Source organism: Streptomyces sp. NBC_01267, assembly GCF_036241575.1.
Lineage (GTDB): Bacteria > Actinomycetota > Actinomycetes > Streptomycetales > Streptomycetaceae > Streptomyces.
Map to the genome: position 1 here is coordinate 7050279 of NZ_CP108455.1, position 23562 is coordinate 7073840.

A 23562-nucleotide genomic window follows, 5' to 3' on the forward strand; every position below is an offset into this window, starting at 1 on the left:
CCGGAAGGCCCGGTTCGGACGGCACGCGTGACCAGGCGTCGGAGGGCAGCCTCATCGGACCACAGGAAGAAGGAGCGGGGCCGGGATGAACGTACAGAGACCCGTGACCGGCGGCAGACACTCCGTACGGCTGACACTTGTCTGCGCAGCCGCCCTGCTCGCCGGGGTGATGTCCGGCCCCGGATCGGCCGCGGACGCCCGGACGGACCCGGACACGCTCGCGTACACGTGCGGGCTGCCGTCGTCCGGCTCCCTCACCGCCGTGGTGCAGGTCGCGTCGGCGTACCCGGCGTCGGGCACGGTGGGCGAGCCGATGCAACCGGGTCCGGTGACACTCACCGTGGGCATCTCGCGGTCCGATCTCGACGCGGTGCTTCCCGCGGGCACCACCGCCGTGGTCAGCACGGCCACGCTGTCCGTCGAGGTCGGGCAGAACGGGCAGTCGGCCGAGGCGCAGTGGGCGAATCTCGTCGCCCCGAGTACACCGCTGCCGTCCGACGGCGACGACATCCACCTCGCCCATGTGGGCGAAGTGCCCTCGATCACGGTGGGCGCCCCGGGCGAGGTCGCCCTCACCGCCGGAAAGCTGACGCTGCAACTGCGTTCGGCCACGGCCACCGACCCGACCGCCGAACCGTCCGCGGACCCGTCCGGTGCGGCGGCCCCCGAGGCGCTGACGTGCGAACTCGCGGCAGGCCGGACCGGGCACCTGGCGACCGTCCCGGTGCCCGGCGCGCCGGGCACCCCGTCGCCGGGTGCGTCCGGATCGGGGAACCCCGGTGAACCGGGCGACGGGAAGAGCGTGAAGGGCAGCGACGGCATCACCGTGAAACCCCGGACCGCGGACGCCGACCCGGCCAACGCCTGCCCGGTCGAACCGCCCACGGGAAAGCTGGACGCGAGCGACGCACCACAGGCGCCGGCCGGTGACCCGCTGATCGAGTCCGATGTGCCCGGGGTGCGACCGGGCTGTGCCTACGCGGTCGGGCTGGCCAATGTGCGCAAGCTCAACGGCGCGATGATCATCAACGATCCGAAGCGGAAACCCGCGCTCATCAGCGTCCTGGCGAACGCCCATACGGCGAGGCGCCTGCCGACCTCCGCGGGCGGCTACTATCTCCGTCTCGATTCACTCGGGAATCTGAAGCTGCCGGACGCCGAATCGACGTTCCTGACCTTCGGGTTCGAGCCGGTGTCGGCGAAGGTGGAATTCGAGAACGGGCCCGTCACCATCTCGACCGGAAACATCGGCATTCTGACCAACGTCGTCTACTTCGCCACGGCCTCCTTCAAGCAGTCGCTGCGTCTGTACGACGTGAAGGTCAACGGAACGCCTCTGGACGTCGGTAAGAACTGCCGGACGGCCGCACCGTTCAAGGTGGTTCTCAACGGGAAATTCCCCAAATACATGAACGTGCTGTTCGGCGGACCGATGGAAGGTGAGGTCACCATTCCGCCCTTCTCCGGCTGCGGAACGGCCGACGAGAATCTCGACTCCTTGTTCACCGCGTCGATCTCGGGCCCCGGGAACCTCGTCTCGCTGAATCAGGGCACGACGTGCATTCCCGAGGACACCTCCACACCTTGTCCGCCGACCATGCCCGAACTGCCGTCCGCCGCACCCGAGAAGAACTGAGCGGCGGAACGGACACCGTCTCCGTACGCCGATGGGGCCGCCCTCCACTTGGGAGGGCGGCCCCATCGGCCGGTGTGCGGGGTGGTGGTTACTTCACCGCCGAGTGCCAGTACTGCGCGAGCACCTTGCCCTCGTCAGGAGCGACCGCGCTGGGGTCGTTGACCGTGGCGACGTAGGTCGAGGCGTTGTTGAGGACCACGCTGTTGTTGCCGGACGCGGACGGCAGGCCCGTCTTGAGGTTGACCGCCCAGTCGAGCAGCCCCGCACCGCAGCCGTTCGCGCCGGGCACCGAGTAGGTGGAGTCGCCCTGGTCCGCGCCCACCAGGTTGATCCGGCCCAGCGGGCCGGCCGGGTCGGGGGTGCCGTCACCCGCGAACTGTTCGGCCCCGGCGGTCGGACGGGTCAGGTTCTGCGGACGCAGCACGATCGGGTTCGAGGCGCTGCCGATGTAGCAGTTGCTGCCCAGGAACGGGTTCTCCAGGTGGATGCGCACCGGCAGCGAGACGATCGGTTTGCCCGTCGTCGTGCCTGCCAGCAGCTGGAAGTCGCTCGGTGAGTTGACCGACTGAATGGTGGCGGTGACCTTGTTCAGGGTGCTGTCGGTGATCTGCTGGCAGATGGAGCTGACGACCGGGATGCCACTGGGACACATCAACCCGAGCAGTCCGCCCGGGAGTTGGGCCGGGTCGGCGACGAGCGCACCGCCGGCCGGGGAGACCAGGGTCGAGGTGCCGTTGGCATGGGTGACCACACCGAGCTGGAGATCGCTGGCCCCGGTCGGCACGACGGAGCTGCCGAGCTTGATGGACCCGCCGGCCGAGTGGGACGAGACGCACAGAGCGGTGTTGTCCTGGCCGTCGGCGGCCAGCATGGTGGGATCGTCCACCGGGCAGCGCGTGAACGAGGCCCAGCTCCCGTTCAGTTCGGTGGGGGCGCCGGCCGCGGTGGCCGTGCCCACCGATATGAACGAGGCGAGCGCCGTGCTGGTGGCGAGCAGCCCCACTCGTACCCGGGTCGAAGCGGATCTCATGAGTTCCCCTTTTTTCTACTGGAGCAGCGGTCCGTGCGTGAGCGACGCACGGGGAGTTGTGGAAGAACAGAGGGCGTGAAAGGTGAATCCAGGCATACGGGACGGTTCAGTCTCCGGAATCGCCGAGCTGTGACGTTACTGGCGGGAAACACCACGGCACAATCCCGCCGTTCGAGGAACTTGTCCCTTTCTTCCGCGACGGGACGACGCACGGCATGAATTGTCATCAGAGGACAGGTTTCGCTTCGGCACTGCTCAGTTGTCGCCAAGAACGGGGTGTTCGCGCGGTTACTCGTGAAATCTTGAAGAACTAGTATTGCGGGCCAGGTTACCCGGCCGTAACGTCGCACCGTAAGCAACTCGGCCTGTTGGTCCGGGGATTGCGCGTATGTGGAAAGGGGGGTTCCCGCAGTGGCCCGTCACCTGGGATTCATCGGACGGGAGCCGGCGCTCCGGTCCCTCCTGAGGGCGGGCGTTCCGGCCGCCGGGCACCGCGGTCCCGGCCTCCGGGGCCGCAGGACTCCGGCCGGGGGCCCCGTTCTCCGTACGCAGTTTTCGACAAGATCGGCGGACGGACTTGTCATCGGATGACAAGTGTCCGGGATCTTGCTGAATTCCCTGTTCAAGGGCTTGTCCCGGCGGTGTCGGTGAACTTAACGTGCGCCTCTCGGTGCGCTTCTGTCACTTCGTGAGTGTATGCAGGGGGTGGGATGGGAATCGAAGTAGTCGTTGAAGGGCTCACGAAGTCTTTCGGCAAGCAGAACATCTGGCAGGACGTGACACTCACGCTTCCCGCCGGTGAAGTGAGCGTCATGCTCGGGCCTTCCGGAACGGGAAAGACCGTATTCCTGAAGTCCGTCATCGGGTTGCTCAAGCCGGAGCGCGGCAGTGTCCTCATCGACGGCGTCGACATGGTCAGCAGCCCAGAGCGCGACATCTACGAGACGCGCAAGCTCTTCGGCCTGATGTTCCAGGACGGTGCGCTCTTCGGCTCGATGACTCTCTTCGACAACATCGCCTTCCCGCTCCGCGAGCACACCAGGAAGAAAGAGTCCGAAATTCGCCGCATCGTCATGGAGCGGATGGACATGGTCGGGCTCGTGGGCGACGAGGACAAGCTGCCCGGTGAGATCTCCGGCGGCATGCGCAAGAGGGCAGGCCTCGCACGGGCATTGGTGCTCGATCCCCAGATCATTCTCTGCGACGAGCCCGACTCCGGCCTCGACCCGGTCCGGACCGCGTACATCTCGCAGCTCCTGATCGACCTCAACGCCCAGATCGACGCCACCATGCTGATCGTCACGCACAACCTCGACATCGCGGCCACCGTGCCCGACAACATGGGCATGCTCTTCCGCCGCAACCTGGTCACCTTCGGTCCGCGTGAAGTGCTGCTCACCAGCGAGGAGCCGGTCGTCGCGCAGTTCCTCAGCGGTCGCCGCGAGGGGCCCATCGGGATGTCCGAGGAGAAGGACGCCGCGACCATCGCGCGGGAGCAGCTGAGCGTCAACGGCGGCAGCCTCACCCCGGACGGCCCCCGGTCACTGGTGCCGCAGCTGGAGCCGTCGCCGGGGATGCCGGAGCGCAGGGCTGTCCTGCGGCGCCGCGAGCGGGTGCTCGGCATGATGGCGCAGTTGCCCGAAGCGGCTCGCTCGGCCATCGCCAAGAGCTACGCCGCCCCGTCGGCCGGCGAGGCGCGGACATGACGGCGCAGCTGCCGGTCCGGCCGTCCGAGCCGTCGGACGCGCCCGGCGAGAAGGCCGGTACCCGCTCGGCGCCCAGACCGCCGCTGCGTGCTCTCGCGCCGCTGCGCGAGACCGGGAAGCTCTTCGCGCTCGGGGCCACGGTGACCCGGGCGATCTTCCGAAGACCCTTCCAGGTAAGGGAGTTCATCGAGCAGTTCTGGTTCGTCGCGAGCGTGACCATCCTCCCGGCCGCGCTCGTCTCCATTCCCTTCGGCGCGGTCATCGCGCTCCAGGTGGGCTCGCTCACCCAGCAGCTCGGCGCCCAGTCCTTCACCGGAGGCGCGAGCGTACTCGCCGTCATCCAGCAGGCGAGCCCGCTGATCGTCGCCCTGCTGATCGCGGGCGCGGGCGGCTCCGCCATCTGCGCCGATCTCGGATCGCGCAAGATCCGCGAGGAGCTGGACGCGATGGAGGTCATGGGGGTGTCACCGGTCCAGCGGCTGGTCGTTCCCCGGGTGCTGGCCACCATGTTCGTGGCCGTGCTGCTGAACGGCCTGGTCTCCGTCGTCGGCACGCTGGGCGGCTACTTCTTCAACGTGATCATGCAGCACGGCACGCCCGGCGCGTACCTCTCCAGCTTCTCCGCACTCGCCCAGCTCCCCGACCTCTACATCAGTGAGTTCAAGGCGCTGATCTTCGGGTTCCTGGCCGGAATCGTCGCCGCCTACCGGGGCCTGAACCCCCGGGGCGGCCCCAAGGGGGTCGGCGACGCGGTCAACCAGTCCGTCGTCATCACCTTCATGCTGCTGTTCTTCGTGAACATGGTCCTCACGGCGGTCTATCTCCAGATCGTCCCCGCGAAGGGGAGCTGAGAGATGTCCATGCTCGGCTGGCTCGATCGCTCCGGCGATCAACTCGCTTTCTACATCAGGGCCTTGCTCTGGATCCCGCGCACCCTGCGCAGATACCTGAGAGAGGTGCAGCGGCTCCTCGCCGAAGTGGCGTTCGGCAGCGGCGGACTCGGTGTCATCGGCGGCACGATCGGCGTGATGATCGCCATGACCCTGTTCACCGGCACGGTCGTCGGCCTCCAGGGGTACGCCGCGCTCAACCAGATCGGCACCGCGGCCTTCACCGGCTTCATCTCCGCGTACTTCAACACCCGCGAGATCGCCCCGCTGGTCGCCGGTCTCGCCCTGTCCGCGACCGTCGGCGCCGGATTCACCGCGCAGCTCGGCGCGATGCGCATCAACGAGGAGGTCGACGCCCTCGAAGCGATGGGCGTGCGGTCCATGCCGTACCTCGTCACCACCCGGATCATCGCCGGCGTCGTGGCGATCATCCCGCTGTACGCCATGGGGCTGCTCAGCTCCTATGTCGCGTCGCGCTATGTGACGGTCCTCTTCAACGGGCAGTCCTCCGGCACCTACGACCACTACTTCAATCTCTTCCTCTCGCCGGACGACGTGCTCCTGTCGGTGCTCAAGGTGCTGATCTTCAGCGTGATGGTGATCCTGGCCCACTGCTACTACGGCTTCCGGGCCAGCGGCGGCCCGGCCGGGGTCGGGATCGCGGTCGGACGGTCCGTCCGTAACGCCATCGTGCTGATCAGCGTCACCGACTTCTTCCTCTCGCTCGCCATCTGGGGTGCCACGACGACCGTGAAGGTGGCGGGATGAGCGCGCGTACGGTGCAACGCAGACTCGCCGGAGTGGTCTTCATCGTGGTCCCCGCGCTGCTGATCTGGCTGTCGGTCGCCGTGTACCAGAAGGACTTCACCGACTCCGCGACCATCAGGGTGGACGCCGACACGGTCGGCAGCGAGATGCACCTCAACGCCGACGTGAAACTGCGCGGAGTGGTCATCGGACAGGTCCGTGACATCACGTCGCACGGCGACGGGGCGCAGCTCACCCTGGCCATCCAGCCCGACAAGCTCGGGCAGGTGCCGTCGGACGTCACCGCGCAGATGCTGCCGACGACACTCTTCGGCGAGCGGTACGTCGCCCTGGTGCCGCCCGCGAACGCCTCGGCGCAGCCGCTGAAGGCGGGTGTCACCATCCCGCAGGACCGGTCGCGCAACGCCATCGAGCTGGAACAGGTCCTGGACAACGTGCTGCCCCTGCTCACCGCGGTGCAGCCGGAGAAGCTGTCCGCGACCCTCACCGCGGTCTCGCAGGCCCTGAACGGGCGCGGCCAGAAGCTGGGCGACACCCTCGTCACCCTCGACACCTACCTGAAGAAGCTCAACCCCCAACTCCCCACGCTCAACCGGGACATAGCGCAGCTGGTGAAGGTCACCCAGGTGTACTCGGACGCGTCGCCCGACATCCTCACGGCGCTCACCGACTTCACCACCACCAGCTCCACCCTCGCGCAGAAGCAGGCCGAACTGGCGGGGCTCTACGGCTCGACCACCCGGACCGCCCAGGACGTCACGGCCTTCCTCCAGCAGAACAAGGACAACATCATCCGGCTCTCGGCGACCAGCAGGCCCACCCTGGAACTCCTCGCCAAGTACGCGCCCGAGTTCCCCTGCACGCTGAGCACCCTCGCGGGCTTCGTCCCCGCCATGGACAAGGCGCTCGGCAAGGGCACGGACCAACCGGGGCTGCACGTCAGCCTCGTCTCCGTCCCCTCGCTCGGGAAGTACACGGCGGGCCGGGACACCCCGGCCTACCACGCGAGCGGCGGGCCGAACTGCTACTCGGTTCCCTACATCGGCAAGACCGTCCCGACAGCGGCGACCGGTGCGAGCAAGAAGGACAGCCTGGGGCTGCCCAACTCGCCCCAGGAGAACCAGCTCGTCAACGAACTGCTGTCGCCCGGCGCGAAGGCCGGGGCGAAGTCCTTGCCCGACTGGAGCAGCCTGCTGGCCGGTCCCGTCTTCCGCGGTGCGGAGGTGAAGCTGAAGTGAAACGCCGCAGCATGACCGGACCGGTCGTCAAATCCCTGGTCTTCACCGTGGTGACCTCGCTGGCCACCGTGGTCCTCGGGCTCAGCATCGCCAATACGGACGTCGGCGACACCATCTCGTACAAGGCCCGCTTCACCGACGCCACCGGACTGATCGCGGGCGACAGCGTGCGGATCGCCGGGGTGAAGGTCGGCCAGGTCGAGTCGGTCCGGGTCGCGGACCGGCGGCTCGCCGAGGTGAGCTTCGCGGTGAAGAAGGGCCGGACCCTGCCCGCGTCGGTGACCGCGTCGATCAAGTACCTCAACATGGTCGGCCAGCGGTACGTCGACCTGGAGCAGGGCAGCGGTCCCGTCGGGCAGCACTTCGCGCACGGGGCCACCATCCCCCTCTCGCGCACCACGCCCGCGCTCGATCTCACCCAGCTCTTCAACGGATTCCAGCCGCTGCTGCAGGGGCTGGCACCGGACGAGATGAACCAGCTCGCCAACTCCATCGTGCAGGTCCTGCAGGGTGAGGGCGGGACCGTCGACAGCCTGCTCCAGCACGTCGGATCGCTGACCACCACGGTCGCGGCCAAGGACAAGGTGATCGGCCAGGTCATCAAGAACCTCAACACCGTACTGACGACCGTCAACGACCGGGAGTCGGACTTCAACGACCTCGTCGTCACCCTCCAGCAGCTCGTCTCGGGCTTCGCCGGAGACCGTAAACCCCTCGGCGACGCGATCACCGCCATGGGCGCGCTCACCACCACGACCGCCGGCCTGCTCCAGGACGGCCGGGCACCCCTCAAGCAGGACATCAGCGAACTCGGGCGGCTTTCCCGGCAGTTGGACGCCGGCAAGCCGAAACTTCAGGACTTCCTGCAGAACACACCCGCCAAGATGCAGGCCATCACCCGGCTCGCCTCGTACGGATCGTGGCTCAACCTCTATCTCTGCGAGGCCAAGGTGACGGGCGTGACCACCTCGGACGGCAGCACGCCGCCCACCGGCATCGGGATCACCGAATCGAGGTGCCAGGGATGAAGGCACCCCGTGGCCGGATACCGAGGCTCAAGCCCGTACGGGACCGCAACCCGGTCGCGGTGAGCCTGGTAGGCCTGCTGGTCCTCGCACTCATCGGGCTCGCCGCCTACCGCGCCGACTCACTGCCCTTCATCGGCGGCGGTACGACCTACACCGCGGACTTCAGCGAGTCCGCGGGGCTCAGCAACGGTGACGAGGTACGGATCGCCGGCGTCAAGGTCGGGAAGGTGACGGGCGTCGGACTCGACGGCCCCAAGGTGAAGGTGACGTTCAAGGTCAAGGACGCCTGGGTCGGCAACTCCAGCACGGCGGCCATCGCGATCAAGACCCTGCTCGGTGACAAGTACCTGGCGCTCGACCCGGTCGGCACCGGCCCGCAGGACCCGTCGAGCCGCATACCGCTGAGCCGCACCACCTCCCCGTACGACGTCACCCAGGCGTTCAGCGGGCTCAGCGACACCATCGGCGAGATCGACACCAAGCAGCTCGCCAAGAGCTTCGAGACGATCTCCGCGACCTTCAAGAACTCGCCCCCCGATGTGAAGACCGCCGCCGACGGCCTCTCCGCGCTGTCGAAAACGGTCTCCGAACGGGACACCGAACTGGCCAAGCTCCTCAAGGGCAGCAAACAGCTCACCAAGACGCTGTCCGGGCAGAACAGCAGCTTCGACGCCCTGCTCAAGGACGGGAACCTGCTGCTCGGCGAGATCCAGAACCGGCGGGACTCCATCCACCTGCTGCTCACCGGGACCACCGACCTGGGCACCGAACTGACCGGCCTGGTCAAGGACAACAACAAGCAACTGCAACCGACCCTGACCGCGCTGAACAACGTCACGACCGTCCTGCTGAAGAACCGCAAGAGCCTCGACAAGGCCCTGTCACTGGCCGGACCGTACTACCGGCTCGTCGGCAACACCCTCGGCAACGGCCGCTGGTTCGACAGCTACATCTGCGGTCTCGTCCCGAAGAACTACCTGCCCGCCGGCACGCCTCCGGACACCGGATGCATGTCGCCCCAGCAGACCTCAGGCGGCAGCCGATGAACCACACCACCAGACGCGTCGTCACCACCGGCGTCGGACTCGCGCTCGTCGCGGGCGTGGCCACCACCGGCGTCGTCGCGCTCGACGACGCGGAAGGCAACCGGGTCACCGCCTACTTCGACCAGGCCACCGGCATCTACGCGGGGTCCGACCTGCGGATCCTCGGGGTGAAGGTCGGAAAGGTCGACTCCGTCAGACCCCAGGGCAAGGAGGTGAAGGTGGTGCTGATCCTCGACAAAGGGGTGAAGGTGCCGGCCGACGCCCACGCCGTCATCGTCGCGTCCAGCGTCGTCGCCGACCGCTACGTCCAGCTCTCACCGGCGTACGCGGGCGGCCCGCAGCTGAAGGACCGGGCCACGCTCGCCGCCGACCGCAACGCCACGCCCGTCGAGGTCGACCAGCTGTACGCGAGCGTCACCCAGCTCGCCGACGCGCTGGGACCGAAGGGAGCCAACTCCCAGGGCGCGCTGTCCGATCTGCTGAACACCGGGGCGGCCAACCTCGACGGCAACGGCAAGGCGATCGGCGACTCCATCGAGCAGTTCGGAAAGGCCACCAAGACGCTCGACAAGAGCAGCGGCAACCTCTTCGACACGCTCGCCTACCTCCAGTCCTTCACCACGATGCTCAAGGGCAACGACGGGAAGGTGCACACCGCGGAGCAGCAGCTCTCCACCGTCACCAGCTTCCTCGACGCCGACAAGAAGGACCTGGGGAGCGCCCTGCGGGAGCTCGGCACGGCGCTCGGCCAGGTGAAGACCTTCATCGAGAAGAACCGCGGTTCGCTGAAGAAGAGCGTCAGCCAGCTGAGGCCGATCACCGAGACCCTGGTCAAGCAACGGGCCTCGCTCGCCGAGATGCTGGACACCGCTCCACTGGCCGCCGGGAACCTGGTCAACGCCTACGACCCGGTGCACCGCACCATCGACGGCCGGGGCAACCTCAACGAACTGAGCATGAACAGCGCCCTCAACGGTGCGAGCACACCATCGGCGGGCGGTTCGGCGCTGAGCGGTCTGGTGCCCGTGCGGCCGTCGGAACAGAAGGCGCTCCCCGCGCTGCCGCTGCCCACGGTCGGGGACGTGTACGGCTCGCCGTCGCAGTCCGCACCGAAGACCTCTTCCGGGGCACCGTCACAGAAGGGGGCCACCCGATGAGCCGGGTCACCGGGCGCACCCGATCCCGTACCGGCCTGGCGGCCACGGTCGCCCTGGCCGTCGGCTGCGTCGTCACCCTCGGCGGCTGCGCCGCCCCGTCGTTCTCCGGAATCGAGAACCTTCCGCTGCCCGGCGGCGCCGACCTCGGCTCCCATCCGTACGAGATCACCGCGGACTTCGGCGATGTGCTGAACCTGGTACCGCAGGCCGCCGTGAAGGTGAACGACGTCGCCGTCGGCCGGGTCACGAAAATCACGCTGTCGCCCGACGACTGGTCGGCCCGGGTCACCATGCGGGTCAACGGCAAGGTACGGCTGCCGGAGAACGCGTACGCCCATCTCGAACAGTCCAGTCTGCTCGGCGAGAAGTTCATCCAGCTCGTCGCCCCCGAGAAGGGCGCGTCGACCGCCTCGCTGGGCAACGGCCAGACCATTCCGATCTCCCGCACCAACCGCAACCCGGAGGTCGAAGAGGTCTTCGGCGCGCTGTCGCTGCTCCTCAACGGCGGCGGCATCCAGCAGCTGAAGACCATCAGCACCGAACTCAACAAGACACTCGGCGGCCGGGAGCCACAGATCCGGTCGATGCTCCACGACGTCGACACGCTGGTGACCAGCCTGGACGACCACAGGAGTGACATCACGGACGCCCTGGACGGGGTCAACCGGCTCTCCGCGACACTCGCCACCCGTAAGCAGGACATCGGGAAGGTCCTCACGGGAGTCAGCCCCGGACTGAAGGTGCTGGAGAAGCAGCGCGGCTCACTGCTCACCATGCTCAAGGCGCTCGACACCCTGTCCGGCGTCGCCGTGGACACGGTGAACAGGAGCAAGGACGACATGGTCGCCGATCTCAAGGCACTGGCACCGACGCTGAAGGAGCTGGCCGACTCCGGCAAGGATCTGCCCGACTCCCTCCAGGTGCTCTTCACCTATCCCTTCACGGACGAGGTGATGCGCGGGGTGAAGGGGGACTACCTCAACCTCTACCTGGACGTGACGGCCGTGCCCGGGACGCAGATCATCCCCCCGGTCGCCCCCACCACCATCGGGGCGGCGACGGCGAAATCCGGTGCGCCGCCCCTGCCGCTGCCCTCCGTCACAGCGCCGTCCACGAAAGGCGGCCACTGATGATCACCACGGCCACCCGGCTGAAGAACATCTCCTTCCTGCTGATCGCGGTGCTCGTCCTGGGCTACCTCGGGGCCCGGTACGCGGACCTCGGCCATCTGATCGGGCTGCGCGGCTACTACGTCGTCAAGGTCGAACTCCCGGAGACCGGCGGCCTCTTCACCCACTCCAACGTCACCTACCGGGGTGTCTCGGTGGGGCGGGTAGGACCGATCCGGCTGACCGCCGACGGCGTGGAGGCGGAGCTGCGGATCAACAATTCCGCGCCCGCCATCCCGGCCGACCTCAAGGCGGTCGTCGCGAACCTCTCCGCCGTCGGCGAGGAGTACATCGATCTGCGGCCCGTCGACAGCGGCAGCCCCTATCTGGAGGACGGCTCGACCATCGCGCAGGCCGACGCCAGCATCCCGGCGCCCGTGACACAGGTCCTCACCAGCGTCAACGATCTGTCGTCCTCGGTGGACCTGGACTCCCTGCGCACCGTGGTCGACGAGTTCGGCGCCGCGCTGAACGGCCGCGGGGAGGACCTCCAGGTCCTGATGGACAGCAGCAGCGACTTCCTCAAGGCGGCGGACAAGGCCCTCCCCACGGACACCAAGCTGATGGTGGACGGTGAGACCGTGCTCCGCACCCAGTCCGAGGAGGGCGACGCCCTCAAGTCCTTCGCCACGGGTGCCAAGGGGCTGGCCGGACAGCTCGTCGACTCCGACGCCGATCTGCGTTCCCTGATCGCGGTCGCGCCTGATGCGGCGACCCAGGTCAGCGGACTGCTCCGGGACCTCGACCCTGATCTGAGCGTGGTGCTCGCCAATTTGCTGACCACCTCGGACGTGGCGGTGACCCGTCAGCGGGGCACGGAGGAACTGCTGGTGAAACTGCCCGCCGTGGCTGCCGCGGGTTCGACCGCGATCAATGGCAAGGGGGCCCGCTTCGGCATGGCCGTCACCTTCTTCTCACCGCTGCCGTGCACCGCCGGGTACGGCGGGACGAAGTACCGCAACGGCCTGGACACCAGCGCCACTTCGGCCCTCAACACCGACGCGCGCTGCACTTCGCCGCCCAGCAGCGGCAAGGAGGTGCGCGGGTCGGCGAACGCCCCTCGTGGGGGACCCGTGCTGCCACCCGCGAAGCCGGGATCCCTGCTGCTGGGAACCGACGCGGGAGGCCCGCTCCCCGGAGCGCTCGGCATGCCCGCGCTGCCCGCCGGCGGTCCCACCGGCCTCGGCGGTCTGCTCGCACCGGGAGGCACTCGGTGAACAGGCGTACGCGCATGATGTGCGGGGCCGCGGTCCTGGTGGCCGTGCTCTTCTGCGGATTCTCCGGGTGGGTGTACTGGCAGGCGCACGACGACGGCTCACTCGCGTACTCCGCCTCACGCGACCGGGCGCTGACTGCCGGGCGTGAGCGTGTCGCCCAGCTCAACACGCTCGACGTGCGGCACACCGATGCCGGGCTCAAGCAGTGGCTGGACGCCTCGACCGGCGCGCTGCACGACAAGCTGGCCGCCACCCGGACCACCGACCGCACCACACTCACCGACGCCGGGACCTCCGCACGGGGCACCGTCACGGACGCGGCGCTCACCGCTCTCGACGACCGGGCGGGAACGGCTTCGCTGATCGCGACCGTCGACGTCGCCATCACGGCCAAGGGCGGTACGGCCACCACCGACCGCAAACGCTTCGCGGCCTCGCTCGCCCGGACCCCGGACGGCTGGAAGGTCACCGCACTCACCGCAGTGCCGGTGGGGAAGGAGGGCGCATGAGCGGCACCGTCGAAGAGACGCAGGAGGCCGAAGCGGCGCAGGAAGCCGGTGAGTCGCCCGGGACCGGAGTGTTGCAGGCGGCAGAGGAGACCCCGGAGACCCCGGAGACTCTGAAGAGTTCGGAGACCCCGGCGGAGGCCCCGGCCGCCCCGCCGCGCGGCCGGGGCCCGCTGGTGGTCGCCGTCGCCGTCCTGCTGCTGGTGCTCGGCGGCGCCGGACTGCTCTTCCGCGCCCACCAGTTGAGAAGCACCCCGGCCGCGGCGAACCAGGCGCTCACCGACACCGAGGCCACCGCTCAGGTCACCGGGGATGTCAGCGACGCGCTCGGCAAGGTCCTGTCGTACACGCCGCAGGCCACCGGCGTCACGGAGCAGGCAGCCCGCGAACTGCTCGCGGGAAAGGCGGCGAGGCAGTACGGCGCGCTCTTCGGGCAGGTCGGCAAGCGCGCCCAGGAGCAGAAACTGACGCTCACCACGCAGGTCGTACGGGCCGGTGTCACCCGGCTGACCGGCAGTGAGGCGCACCTGCTGGTCTTCCTCGACCAGACCGCGCAGCGCAAGGGCAAACCGGCCGAGGTAGTGGCCGCACAGCTGTCGGTGACCGCCGAACTCCGCGGCGGCAACTGGCTGATCACCGACATCACGGCCCGTTGAGGGACCCGCTGAGGGAGACGCACATGCTGAGCACGGTAAGAAACCCGCTGACCGCAGTGGCGCTGGCGCTGGCGCTGCTGGCCGCGGGCGCGGCGGCCTGGGGCGGCTGGTCCTGGTACGCGGCGGCACACGACGACTCCGCCGCCTACGCGCGGACCCGGGACAGTGTCCTCGCGGCGGGGGAGCAGGCCGTACAGAACATGAACACCCTGGACCACCGGAAGGTGGCGAGCGGGCTGGACGCGTGGGAGAACTCGACCACCGGGGATCTCCACCAGCAACTGACCAATGGGCGAACGGAGTTCGAGAAGCAGATCAAGGAGGCCCGGACGGTCTCCACGGCGAAGGTGCTGTCCGGTGCGGTCACCGAACTGGACGCCCGCACGGGGAAGGCCAGCGTGATGGTGGCGCTGCGGATCACCGTGACCGCTCCGAAGGGCAAGCCTTCGGAGAAGGAGAGCCGACTGCTCGGGGAGCTCACCCGTACCTCCGGGGGCTGGAAGCTCAGCGCACTCGGCCAGGCGCCCGTCGGCAACACCGCCGGCTGATCTCGGACAGGAGCTGAGAACGACATGTCGACGACCCGTCACCTCATCAACAGGCAGCGGCGGCTGGCAGCTGTGACGCCGGTGCGCGTCAAGCCCCGGGGGGAAGAGGAGCGGCCCGCGCAGGATCCGTCCGCGCAGGACCCGCCCACGAAGAGGCCGTCGGGGGAGGAACCGCTGCCCGACGAGCCGGACGCCGACGCACTGGAAGCCGACGAGTCGCACGCCGACGTGCTGGACGCCGACGAGTCGCACGCCGACGAACTGGACGCCGACGGGCCGGACTCGGGCGGGCCGGACGCCGAGAAGGCGCACTCCCCGAAGACCTCCCGCAGGAGCACCTGGCTGCCCGCCGTGCTCGGCGTCCTCACCGTGCTGCTCGGCGGATTCGCGGCGTACGCGGGAACCCAGGCGTCCGACCTGCACGACGACTCCGCGGCCGGCAACTCCGCGCTGACCGACGTCGCCCGTACGACCGAGGTGAAGGGCCAGGTCACCAGCGCGGTCGACGCGCTCTTCTCCTACAACTACGCCGATACCGGCAAGGCCGACCGGGCCGCGGCGACCCTCCTCACCGGCAAGGCGGTCCAGCAGCACAAGACCATGCTGGCTGCCGTGCGCGCGCAGGCGGCGAAACAGAAACTCGTGCTCACCACCACCGTGACCGCGAGCGGAGTGGAACTGATCGACGGCTCCCGCGCGCGGGTGCTGCTCTTCGCCGATCAGAGCAACACCGACACCGCGGCGAAGAAGGACCGGACGACGTACGCCGCCGCGATGTTCGCCGTCGACGCGGTGCGTGGGGGCGGCAGTTGGAAGATCTCGAACATCGACACCTTCACGCGATGAGCCCGTTGCGTCAGGTGGGCCCGACGACCCGGACAATTCGATGAGGGAGCGGCGTATGAGGCACGTACGGCGGATGCGGCGGGGACTCGGCGGTACGGCCGTCGCGGCGGTGGCCATGGCAGCGCTCACCGCCTCCCAGGCGCCCGGATTCGTCCACCACCAGGTTCCGCACCCGAAGGGACCGTTACCCGTGGGCGAGACCACCGCGCAGGTGGACGGACCCACGGACAACTCGTACCACACCGAGATTCCGCCGCTGATCACTCCGCCGCCGCCGGGCAACCCGGTCGACGCCGCCGGCGCGGGGGCTGTCCAGCAGCAGTCGGGGATCCCGGCCACCGTCCTCGCCGCCTACCGCTCGGCCGAGGCGCGGCTGCACCGCAGCGACCCCGGCTGCCATCTGCCGTGGGAACTGCTCGCCGCGATCGGCAAGGTCGAATCCGGGCAGGCCCGGGGTGGTGCGGTCGACGCGCACGGCACCACGCTCTCCCCGATCCTCGGCCCGGTGCTGAACGGCGCGGGCTTCGCGCACATCCCCGACACCGACCACGGCGCGTACGACGGGGACACCAGGTACGACCGTGCGGTCGGCCCGATGCAGTTCATCCCGTCGACCTGGGCCACCTGGGACCAGGACGGGAACGGCGACGGCAAGAAGGACCCCAACAACGTCTTCGACGCGGCGCTCGCCGCCGGACGCTACCTCTGCGCGGGCGGCAGGGACCTGGCGACGGGGGCGGGGCTGGACAGTGCGGTCCTCAGCTACAACCACTCGGACGCCTATCTGCGGCTGGTGCGCTCCTGGCTGTCCTTCTACCGGAACGGGACGCACGAGGTACCCGACGGCGAAGGGGTGCTGCCCACCAGCCCGGGTGCGGGCAGTGAGTCGGACCCCGGAGGGAAGCCGGGCAAGGGCGGACCGGACAAGAACGGCCACGGCAAGGGCGGTGGCGGGATCGTCATCGGTCCCGCGCCGTCCCACAGCGCGTCGCCCAGCCCGTCCGGCGGTGCTTCCGGTGGTGGCACGCCCACGGGCGGCACCACGCCGACGCCGTCCGGCAGTCCGTCGGACGAACCGGGCGGGCCTCCCACCTCCGACCCCTCGTCGGGCCCGCCGTCCGACTCCCCGTCCCCCGATCCCAGCAGCACCCCGCCGGACTGCCCGACGCCCTCCGGGTCCGCGTCGCCCTCCGCCGACCCGTCCCGGAGCGGATCCCCCGGGGACGGCTGTGTCCCCCTCCCGGGAGAGGGGGACACACCGGTGGAGGGAGCTACAGCTCCTTGACGCGGATGTCGCGGTACGAGATCACGTCCGACGTGGAGTGGACCTGGAGCCCGACGTAGCCGGAGGCGAAGCGCCGGCCGTCGGTCCCCGGGTCGTCCGCGCGGGCCGGGGAGAACTCCTGCCCGCCCACGTTGTCGAACTCATTGATCAGGACACCGTTGCGCAGGATCGAGTAGTGCTGGTCCACCACCCGGATCTCGTAGTCGTTCCAGGTGCCCTTCGGTGTGACGCCCGCACCGCCCAGGCCCACCCGGTCGAAACCGTAGACCGAGCCCGTCTTGTACATGTCGCCGTCGGGCTTGTCGAGGATCTGGATCTCGTGCCCGTACTTGATGGCAGCCCACTCGGGCCGCGGCTCCTCCGGGTTGTCGTGCACCCAGGGGAACCGTACGAAGACCCCGCCGTTGGCGTTGCCCGCGTCCGGGGCGTCGTCGCGCCACTGCAGCTTCAGCGAGAAGTTGTCGTACTTCCGCTGCGGGTACCAGAGCATCCCCATGCCCTCCACGGTGGTGGAGCTGGTGATCGACCCGTCGGCGTTCAGGGCGAACTTCCCGCCGCCCACCTGCTCCCACTGGTCGAAGGACTTCCGGGTGCCGTCGAGGATGGTGTGGTAACCCGCGGTCTGTCCCGGCTTGCCGATGCCCGACTGCCTGGCCGCCCTGGCGATCCTCTTCTGCTCGCGTGCGTCGATCACCCCTTCACCGAGGAGAGCGCCGAGCACCTTGTCGACGTGCTTGAGGAAGAGGGCCTGGGACGTCCACTCCTTCTCGTCCTCGATCAGTTCGTTGACGGTGCAGCGGCTGCGGGTCATCCGGTTCGGCACGCCGGTGTCGACCGTGCCCACGATGACCGTCAACCGCTCGTCGTACTCCGGGCAGTTGGGGGCGGGGACGCCGCCGCCCTCGGCGACGGTGAACACCTGCTGCCCGGCGTCCGAGGTGTTGCCCGCCCTGTCGGTGGCCCGGTGCGCGAAGGTGTGCCGGCCCACCCGGTCGACGAGGACGGGCGCGGTGTACGCGAGGTAGGGGCCGCCGTCGAGGGAGTACTCGACCCTGTCCACCCCCGACCCGGTGTCCGTCGCGGTGACCGTCACCTCGGCGCTGGTGACGTACGCGCCGTCGGAGTTGGTCCTCCCGCCGACCACCGCCGTGGTCACCGGCGGGGTCGTGTCCTCGGTGGGCGGGGCGACCACGGTGAACTCGGCCGCCTTCTCCGCCGCGACGTTTCCGGCCTTGTCGGTGGCCCGGTACCGCACCTTCCGGGCGCCGGCCCCATGGACCATCACCGGCCCGGTGTACGCGGTCCAGTCGGCCTGATCCACCGCGTACTCGATGGAGTTGACGCCCGAACCGGTGTCGGACGCGGTCACCGTCACCGTGGCCATGCCCAGGTAGTTGCCGTCGGCGTCCTGCTCGCCGCTGACCGTTGCCGAGGTCTCCGGGGGTGTCGTGTCGTCCGTCGGCGGCGCGGCGACCGTGAAGCTCTCCGTCTTCTCGGCGGACACGTTGCCCGCCTTGTCGGTGGCCCGGTAGCGGACCGTGTGGTCGCCGACCGTGCTGATCACGACCGGTGTGGTGTACGGCTGCCAGGCGTCGTCGCCGTCCGCGTACTCGACCGTGGCGACACCGGAGTCCGCGTCGGTCGCGGCGAGCGTCACCTTCGCCTGCCCGATGTACGCGCCCGCGGCGTTCTTCTCCCCTTCGACGGTGGCCGAGGTCTCCGGCGCCGTGGTGTCCGCACCGCCCCCGCCGTCCGTGACGACCAGGAGGCCCGTCATCGACGTATGGCCCGGAATGGTGCAGTGGTAGCGGTACGTGCCGGGGGTCAGCGTGACCTCGGCGGTGTGCTTGCCGCCCTGTGCGTCACCCGGGTTGGCCAGGATGTTCAGCGGGACGTCGTGGTTGTAGGCGGGGTCGGACACATCGAAGGTCAGCGTGTGCGGCATGCCCGTGGTGTTGCCGGTCGCCGCACTGTTCTCGAAGACGATCGTCGCCGGTCCCGCCACCGCGGTGGCCGGAGCGGAGGCGTACGCCGTGATGCTGTCACCGGCGGTCCAGGCGAGTACCTGGGCGGCGGCCCGCCGCTGATCACCGGTACGGCCGTACGCGGCCGTGGACGTCAGCCCGAGGATCATCAGCAGCGCCGTCAGCAGCACCGCCCCGCTGCGCGGCCGGGGAATTCGTCGCCTCACCGTCACTCCGCCTTCCTGGCCAGATCCGTGGCGGCCGGTGTCGGCCCGCCGCCCTTGTAAGTGACGCGCCACAGCGCCGATTCGGCGTCCGAGGTGAAGAAGCCGCGCCCGTAGTCGAGGACGTACAGCGAACCGTCCGGTGCGAACTTCCAGTCCATGAGGTTGCGGATACCGCCCTCGCCCACCGGAATGATCTTCTTCAGGGACTCGGCATGGGTGGGAATGCCGCCCCGGCCGACGGTCCTGGGGTCGGTGAGCACCGCGTGCCGCGGCTGGTCGCCGTCGTAGAAGTCACCGACGAACCACTTGCCGTCCCAGTACGCGGGCCACTTGCCCTCGCTGGTGCTGGTGGCGTCGTACCGGTAGACCGGTCCGTTCATGGTCGCCTGGCCACCGCCCTTGAGCCACGGCATCAGCTGCTTGCCCTCCTCCGTCCGGTAGCTGGGGATGCCGTCGGCGTCACGCGGGTAGTCGATGCCGCCGCCCTGCGGGGAGTACCAGATGTTGTTGCCGGTGACGGGCGGCAGGTTCACCAGGCCGTCGTTGTTGGGCGACTCGTTCTTCGGGTGATCGCAGTCGTACCAGCCCAGCGGCTTGTCCGGGTCCGGCAGATTGCGGTCGCGGTAGGGCTGCTTGTTGCCCATGCAGTACGGCCAGCCGCGGTTGCCCGCCTCGGTGATCGCGGCGAACGTGTCGTACTTGGCGGGGCCCCAGGTCGTCGACGGCTCACCGGCGTCGGGGCCGACCCAGCCCGCGTACAGCACGTCGGTCTTCCGGTCGACGGCGATCCTGGCCGGGTTGCGCACCCCCATGACGTAGATCTCGCCCCGGGTCCTGCCACCGCCCTCGTCCTGCTCCTTGCCGGTGAAGAGATTGCCGGCGGGCAGGGTGTACGTCCCGTCGGCCTCGGGGTGGATGCGCAGGATCTTGCCGTTGAGGTTGTTGGTGTTGCCCGCGGTGCGGCGGGCGTCGGCGAAGGAGAGGCCCTTGTAGTGGGGCTCCGGGTTGTTGCCGGAGTAACCGTCGCTGAATCCGGAGGAGTTGTTGTCACCGGTGGCGATGTAGAGATTGCCCTTGCTGTCCCAGGCCATCCCACCGCCCGCGTGGCAGCAGCTGTGCACCTGGACCGGCCACTTCAGCAGTACCTTCTCCGACGCCAGGTCGAGCTTGTCGGTCGCCAGGTCCAGGGTGAAGCGGGAGACGCGGCGTTCGGCGACCTGCTTGTCGCGGTCGAGCTGCGAGTGGGGTGTGTAGTGCAGATACACCCAGCCGTTCCGCTCGAACCCCGGGTCCAGCTCGATCCCGAGCAGTCCCTCCTCGACCTTGACCAGCTCGTCGCCGCCACCCTTGTTGCCGAAGACCGTCAGCGCGCCGGCGAGTGTCACCTTCTTGGTCTTCGGGTCGTACACATGGATCTGGCCCTGGCCCTTGCCGACATCGGGGTCGTTCCAGTCGGTGACCACGGGCTGATCGGAGTCCGCGCCGCCGCGACCGATGTAGAGCACCCGCCCGTCGGGGGCGGTGACCAGCCCGTGCGGCTCGCCGATCTGGTCGGACTGGCCCGGCTTGTTGGGCCGGGTGACGCGTTCCGCCTGGTAGTTGGCGTCGATGGTGGCCTTGCAGTCGGCCCGCACCAGCCGGGTCGTCCACAGCAGCGCGCCACGCAGATGGTCGCGGAAGTCGGCTTCGCTGTAGGAGTCCGCGGTGCCGCCCATCCCGGTGTAGAAGGAACGCCCGCCGTCGTAGTCGCGGCACCAGGAGACCGGGTGGTCCCAGCCGTTGGCGCTCGCGCCCGGCTTGTACGAGATCTCCCGCACCCGGGCCACGGTGTGGACGGCGCCGGACGGATTGGTCTTCCAGTTCAGCCAGGTGTCGGGCCGCTTCCACTCCAGCGGAAGGTCCTTGGTGGCCGGATGCACCCGGTCGCCGACCTCGACCGTGGCGCGCTGGACGGCGGCCGGGCTGCCGTCGGCGGGCCGGGCGCCGATCAGTCCGGTGAACCAGTCCGAGTACGGCTCGGTGCGCGCCGCGTCGTGGATGCCGAGGAACCCGCCTCCCGCCTCCATGTACGACTCCAGACCCGCCTCCTGCTCCGGGTCGAGGATGTCGCCGCCGCCGGTCAGGAAGACCACCGCGTTGTAGGTGCCGAGCTTCTTGGCGGAGGTGAAGACGGAGGCGTCGTCGGAGGCCACGGTCTTGAACCGCTGGTTCGCCGGGCCGCTCTGCCCGATCTTCTCGATGGCCGCGATCCCGGCGTCCACCGTCGGCGACTCCGCGGTCGCCGAGCCGTGGAAGACCAGCACCTTGACGTTGCTGCCGCCGGGTGGCGACGGCAGGGACAACGTTGTCCTCGGGCCGGTCCGTGCCTGCGCTCCGTCGGCCGGTGGAATCGGCCGGGCCGCCGCCGAGGGTCCGCCGAGTAACGACGCGCCCAGAGCGCCGGCCGCGAGAGCCGCCACCAGACCACGCCGCGATCCGGAGCCGCGTCGCTGTGGTGTGTGCTGCATGTGTTCACCCACCCCTCTGTGGTCACTGCAAACGCGGATGAAGCTAGACCTCTTTGCGCGGCACGCCAAGAGCTATGACCGCAATCGCACGAACTTTGTCCTGGGTGTGGATAAACGGGGATCCTCCGGCTACCGTACGGACGTCCCGGGGCGGCCTGTGCCCCGTCAATCTCCGTACAGCAGTGGGGAGTTCGGCATGGACCGACGTACCTTCAACCGGCGTCTCCTGGCGGGTGGCGCGGTCGCCGCGACGGGCGCGACATCGTTGTCCCTCGCCACGGCCACCGGACCCGCGAGCGCGGCGGAGACCGCTCCGAGGACGGCCCCGGCCGGCGGGGCGGTCCGCACGGTCAAGCTGTACGCCGAGAAGCTGGCGGACGGGAAGATGGGGTACGGCCTGGAGAAGGGGAAGGCTTCGGTCCCGGGGCCGCTGATCGAACTGACCGAGGGCGACACCCTCCACATCGAGTTCGAGAACACCATGGACGTGGACGCGAGCCTCCATGTGCACGGGGTGGACTACGACGTGGCGAGCGACGGCACCCGGCTCAACAAGAGCCATGTCGAGCCCGGCGGCACCCGTACGTACACCTGGCGCACCCACGCCCCTGGCAGGCGCAAGGACGGCACCTACCAGGCGGGCAGCGCCGGGTACTGGCACTACCACGACCATGTCGTCGGGACGGATCACGGCACCGGCGGCATCCGCAACGGGCTCTACGGCGGGGTGGTGGTCCGCAGGAAGGGGGACCTGCTGCCCGACCGGACGTTCACGATCGTCTTCAACGACATGACGATCAACAACCAGCCGCCGCACTCCGGTCCGGACCTGAAGGCGACCGTCGGTGACCGGGTGGAGATCGTCATGATCACGCACGGCGAGTACTACCACACGTTCCACATGCACGGTCATCGCTGGGCGGACAACCGGACCGGGATGCTGGCCGGGCCCGACGATCCGAGCCGGGTGGTGGATACGAAGATCGTCGGGCCCGCGGACTCCTTCGGGTTCCAGATCCTGGCGGGGGAGCATGTCGGCGCGGGTGCCTGGATGTACCACTGCCATGTCCAGAGCCACTCCGACATGGGGATGGCCGGTCTCTTCCTGGTGGCCAAACCGGACGGAACGATCCCCGGCTACGAACCGCACCACCCTGCCTGACCCGCGCACCGGACCGTAAGGAGGCCCGGCGGTCGGGGCGGAGTGTCCGCACGTACGCCAATGGGGTCGTCGCGCTACCCGGCCGGACGCACCGGGCGGCCCGCGCCGGGCCGCCCCGTCCGGGCCCCGCCAGACTCGGGAAGCAGGTCAGCGGGCACCCCAACAGAGGAGCACTCATGCTCAGCATCCCGTTCGTCGCGGGCTCACCCAACTGGATCGACCTCGCCACCCCCGATCTCGCGGGGGCCAACACCTTCTACGGCGGGCTGTTCGGCTGGACGTTCCGGTCGGCAGGGCCCCAGTTCGGCGGCTACGGGATGTACATGCAGGACGGGAAGGCGGTCGGGGCCGCCATGGAGATGCCCGCCGAGCAGGCGAAGCCCTCCTGGTCCGTCTACTTCCACGCCGTGGACTCCGAGGCGACCGTCAAGGCCGTGGAGGCCGCGGGCGGTGCGTCGATGTTCGGGCCGCACGACGTGGCCGCGCTGGGGCGGATGTCCGGGTTCACGGACGTGACAGGTGCGCGCTTCTCGACCTGGCAGCCCGAGGAGCACAAGGGGCTGGACGAGGTGAACGCCCCCGGCACGTTCTGCTGGGCCGAGCTGTACACCACCGACGTGCCCGCGTCGGCGGCGTTCTACCGCGCGGTGTTCGGCTGGGACACCAACTCGGCGCCGTACCCGGGAGGTACGTACACGATGGCGAGCCCCGCGGGCACCGGCCCCGAGGCGAACTTCGCGGGCTTCGTCCAGACCGGGGCCGACTCGCCCGACGGCTGTTACTGGCTGCCGTACTTCGAGGTCGACGATGTCGACGCGACCGTGGCCAGGGCGAAGCAGCTCGGCGGCTCGGTGGTGATGGAGCCGGTCGACCTGCCGGGCGTGGGCCGACTGGCCAAGGCCACCGACCCGTACGGCGCGCAGTTCGCGCTGATCAAGGACGCCGACGCGGGCGCGTGAGCACGGCGCGAGCCTCG

The 23562-nt window shown here is 69.2% G+C and carries 20 protein-coding genes; 17 read left to right on the forward strand and 3 right to left on the reverse strand.

What is annotated here, in order from left to right:
* Window positions 1-85: 85 nt before the first annotated feature.
* A complete protein-coding gene (locus OG709_RS31630; RefSeq protein WP_266645861.1) occupies window positions 86-1636 on the forward strand; it encodes a DUF6801 domain-containing protein in 1551 nt (516 codons plus the stop codon).
* 88 nt (window positions 1637-1724) lie between these two features.
* Here OG709_RS31630 and OG709_RS31635 read toward each other — a convergent pair whose 3' ends face one another.
* Window positions 1725-2666: a hypothetical protein gene (locus OG709_RS31635; protein WP_266645860.1), complete on the reverse strand. Its 942-nt coding sequence runs from the start codon at window positions 2664-2666 to the stop codon at window positions 1725-1727.
* A gap of 710 nt (window positions 2667-3376) precedes the next feature.
* Here OG709_RS31635 and OG709_RS31640 point away from each other — a divergent pair.
* From OG709_RS31640 to OG709_RS31705, 14 genes are read left to right on the forward strand one after another with little or no spacing between them, the layout of a single operon-like run.
* Window positions 3377-4372, forward strand: coding sequence for an ABC transporter ATP-binding protein (locus OG709_RS31640; RefSeq protein WP_250302839.1), 996 nt, complete (start codon window positions 3377-3379; stop codon window positions 4370-4372).
* Window positions 4369-5223, forward strand: a complete 855-nt coding sequence (locus OG709_RS31645; RefSeq protein WP_250302840.1) for an MlaE family ABC transporter permease — start codon at window positions 4369-4371, stop codon at window positions 5221-5223. Before OG709_RS31640 ends, OG709_RS31645 begins: the two co-directional genes overlap by 4 nt.
* A 3-nt stretch (window positions 5224-5226) precedes the next feature.
* Complete coding sequence (locus tag OG709_RS31650) at window positions 5227-6030, forward strand: MlaE family ABC transporter permease (protein WP_250302843.1); 804 nt, start codon at window positions 5227-5229, stop codon at window positions 6028-6030.
* A complete protein-coding gene (locus OG709_RS31655; RefSeq protein WP_250302845.1) occupies window positions 6027-7268 on the forward strand; it encodes an MCE family protein in 1242 nt (413 codons plus the stop codon). Before OG709_RS31650 ends, OG709_RS31655 begins: the two co-directional genes overlap by 4 nt.
* Window positions 7265-8296, forward strand: coding sequence for an MCE family protein (locus tag OG709_RS31660; RefSeq protein WP_266645858.1), 1032 nt, complete (start codon window positions 7265-7267; stop codon window positions 8294-8296). Before OG709_RS31655 ends, OG709_RS31660 begins: the two co-directional genes overlap by 4 nt.
* Window positions 8293-9342: an MCE family protein gene (locus OG709_RS31665; RefSeq protein ID WP_250302849.1), complete on the forward strand. Its 1050-nt coding sequence runs from the start codon at window positions 8293-8295 to the stop codon at window positions 9340-9342. Before OG709_RS31660 ends, OG709_RS31665 begins: the two co-directional genes overlap by 4 nt.
* On the forward strand, window positions 9339-10499 hold the full coding sequence (locus OG709_RS31670) for an MCE family protein (RefSeq protein ID WP_250302850.1): 1161 nt from the start codon (window positions 9339-9341) through the stop codon (window positions 10497-10499). Before OG709_RS31665 ends, OG709_RS31670 begins: the two co-directional genes overlap by 4 nt.
* Complete coding sequence (locus tag OG709_RS31675) at window positions 10496-11629, forward strand: MCE family protein (protein WP_250302853.1); 1134 nt, start codon at window positions 10496-10498, stop codon at window positions 11627-11629. The genes OG709_RS31670 and OG709_RS31675 overlap by 4 nt, the downstream gene beginning before the upstream one ends.
* Entirely contained in the window at window positions 11629-12885 is a 1257-nt protein-coding gene (locus OG709_RS31680) for an MCE family protein (RefSeq protein WP_250302855.1), read from the forward strand. The genes OG709_RS31675 and OG709_RS31680 overlap by 1 nt, the downstream gene beginning before the upstream one ends.
* Entirely contained in the window at window positions 12882-13394 is a 513-nt protein-coding gene (locus OG709_RS31685; RefSeq protein ID WP_250302857.1) for a hypothetical protein, read from the forward strand. The genes OG709_RS31680 and OG709_RS31685 overlap by 4 nt, the downstream gene beginning before the upstream one ends.
* On the forward strand, window positions 13391-14047 hold the full coding sequence (locus tag OG709_RS31690) for a hypothetical protein (protein WP_329168591.1): 657 nt from the start codon (window positions 13391-13393) through the stop codon (window positions 14045-14047). Before OG709_RS31685 ends, OG709_RS31690 begins: the two co-directional genes overlap by 4 nt.
* A gap of 23 nt (window positions 14048-14070) precedes the next feature.
* Window positions 14071-14595: a nuclear transport factor 2 family protein gene (locus tag OG709_RS31695; protein WP_250302859.1), complete on the forward strand. Its 525-nt coding sequence runs from the start codon at window positions 14071-14073 to the stop codon at window positions 14593-14595.
* Window positions 14596-14619: 24 nt separating this feature from the next.
* Window positions 14620-15441: a hypothetical protein gene (locus OG709_RS31700; protein WP_329168592.1), complete on the forward strand. Its 822-nt coding sequence runs from the start codon at window positions 14620-14622 to the stop codon at window positions 15439-15441.
* A gap of 55 nt (window positions 15442-15496) precedes the next feature.
* Complete coding sequence (locus OG709_RS31705) at window positions 15497-16726, forward strand: lytic transglycosylase domain-containing protein (RefSeq protein WP_329168594.1); 1230 nt, start codon at window positions 15497-15499, stop codon at window positions 16724-16726.
* Here OG709_RS31705 and OG709_RS31710 read toward each other — a convergent pair.
* Entirely contained in the window at window positions 16713-18860 is a 2148-nt protein-coding gene (locus OG709_RS31710; RefSeq protein WP_329169242.1) for an OmpL47-type beta-barrel domain-containing protein, read from the reverse strand. The two genes, OG709_RS31705 and OG709_RS31710, sit on opposite strands and share 14 nt — an antisense overlap.
* 59 nt (window positions 18861-18919) lie before the next feature.
* Window positions 18920-21424 carry a ThuA domain-containing protein gene (locus OG709_RS31715; RefSeq protein WP_329168596.1) on the reverse strand — a complete coding sequence of 835 codons (2505 nt, stop codon included), beginning with the start codon at window positions 21422-21424 and terminating at the stop codon, window positions 18920-18922.
* A gap of 196 nt (window positions 21425-21620) precedes the next feature.
* Between OG709_RS31715 and OG709_RS31720 the strand changes: the two genes are divergently transcribed.
* Entirely contained in the window at window positions 21621-22586 is a 966-nt protein-coding gene (locus tag OG709_RS31720) for a multicopper oxidase domain-containing protein (protein WP_250302866.1), read from the forward strand.
* A gap of 176 nt (window positions 22587-22762) precedes the next feature.
* The gene (locus OG709_RS31725) at window positions 22763-23545 is read left to right on the forward strand and encodes a VOC family protein (protein WP_329168600.1); all 783 of its coding nucleotides are present in this window, start codon (window positions 22763-22765) and stop codon (window positions 23543-23545) included.
* Window positions 23546-23562: the final 17 nt, after the last annotated feature.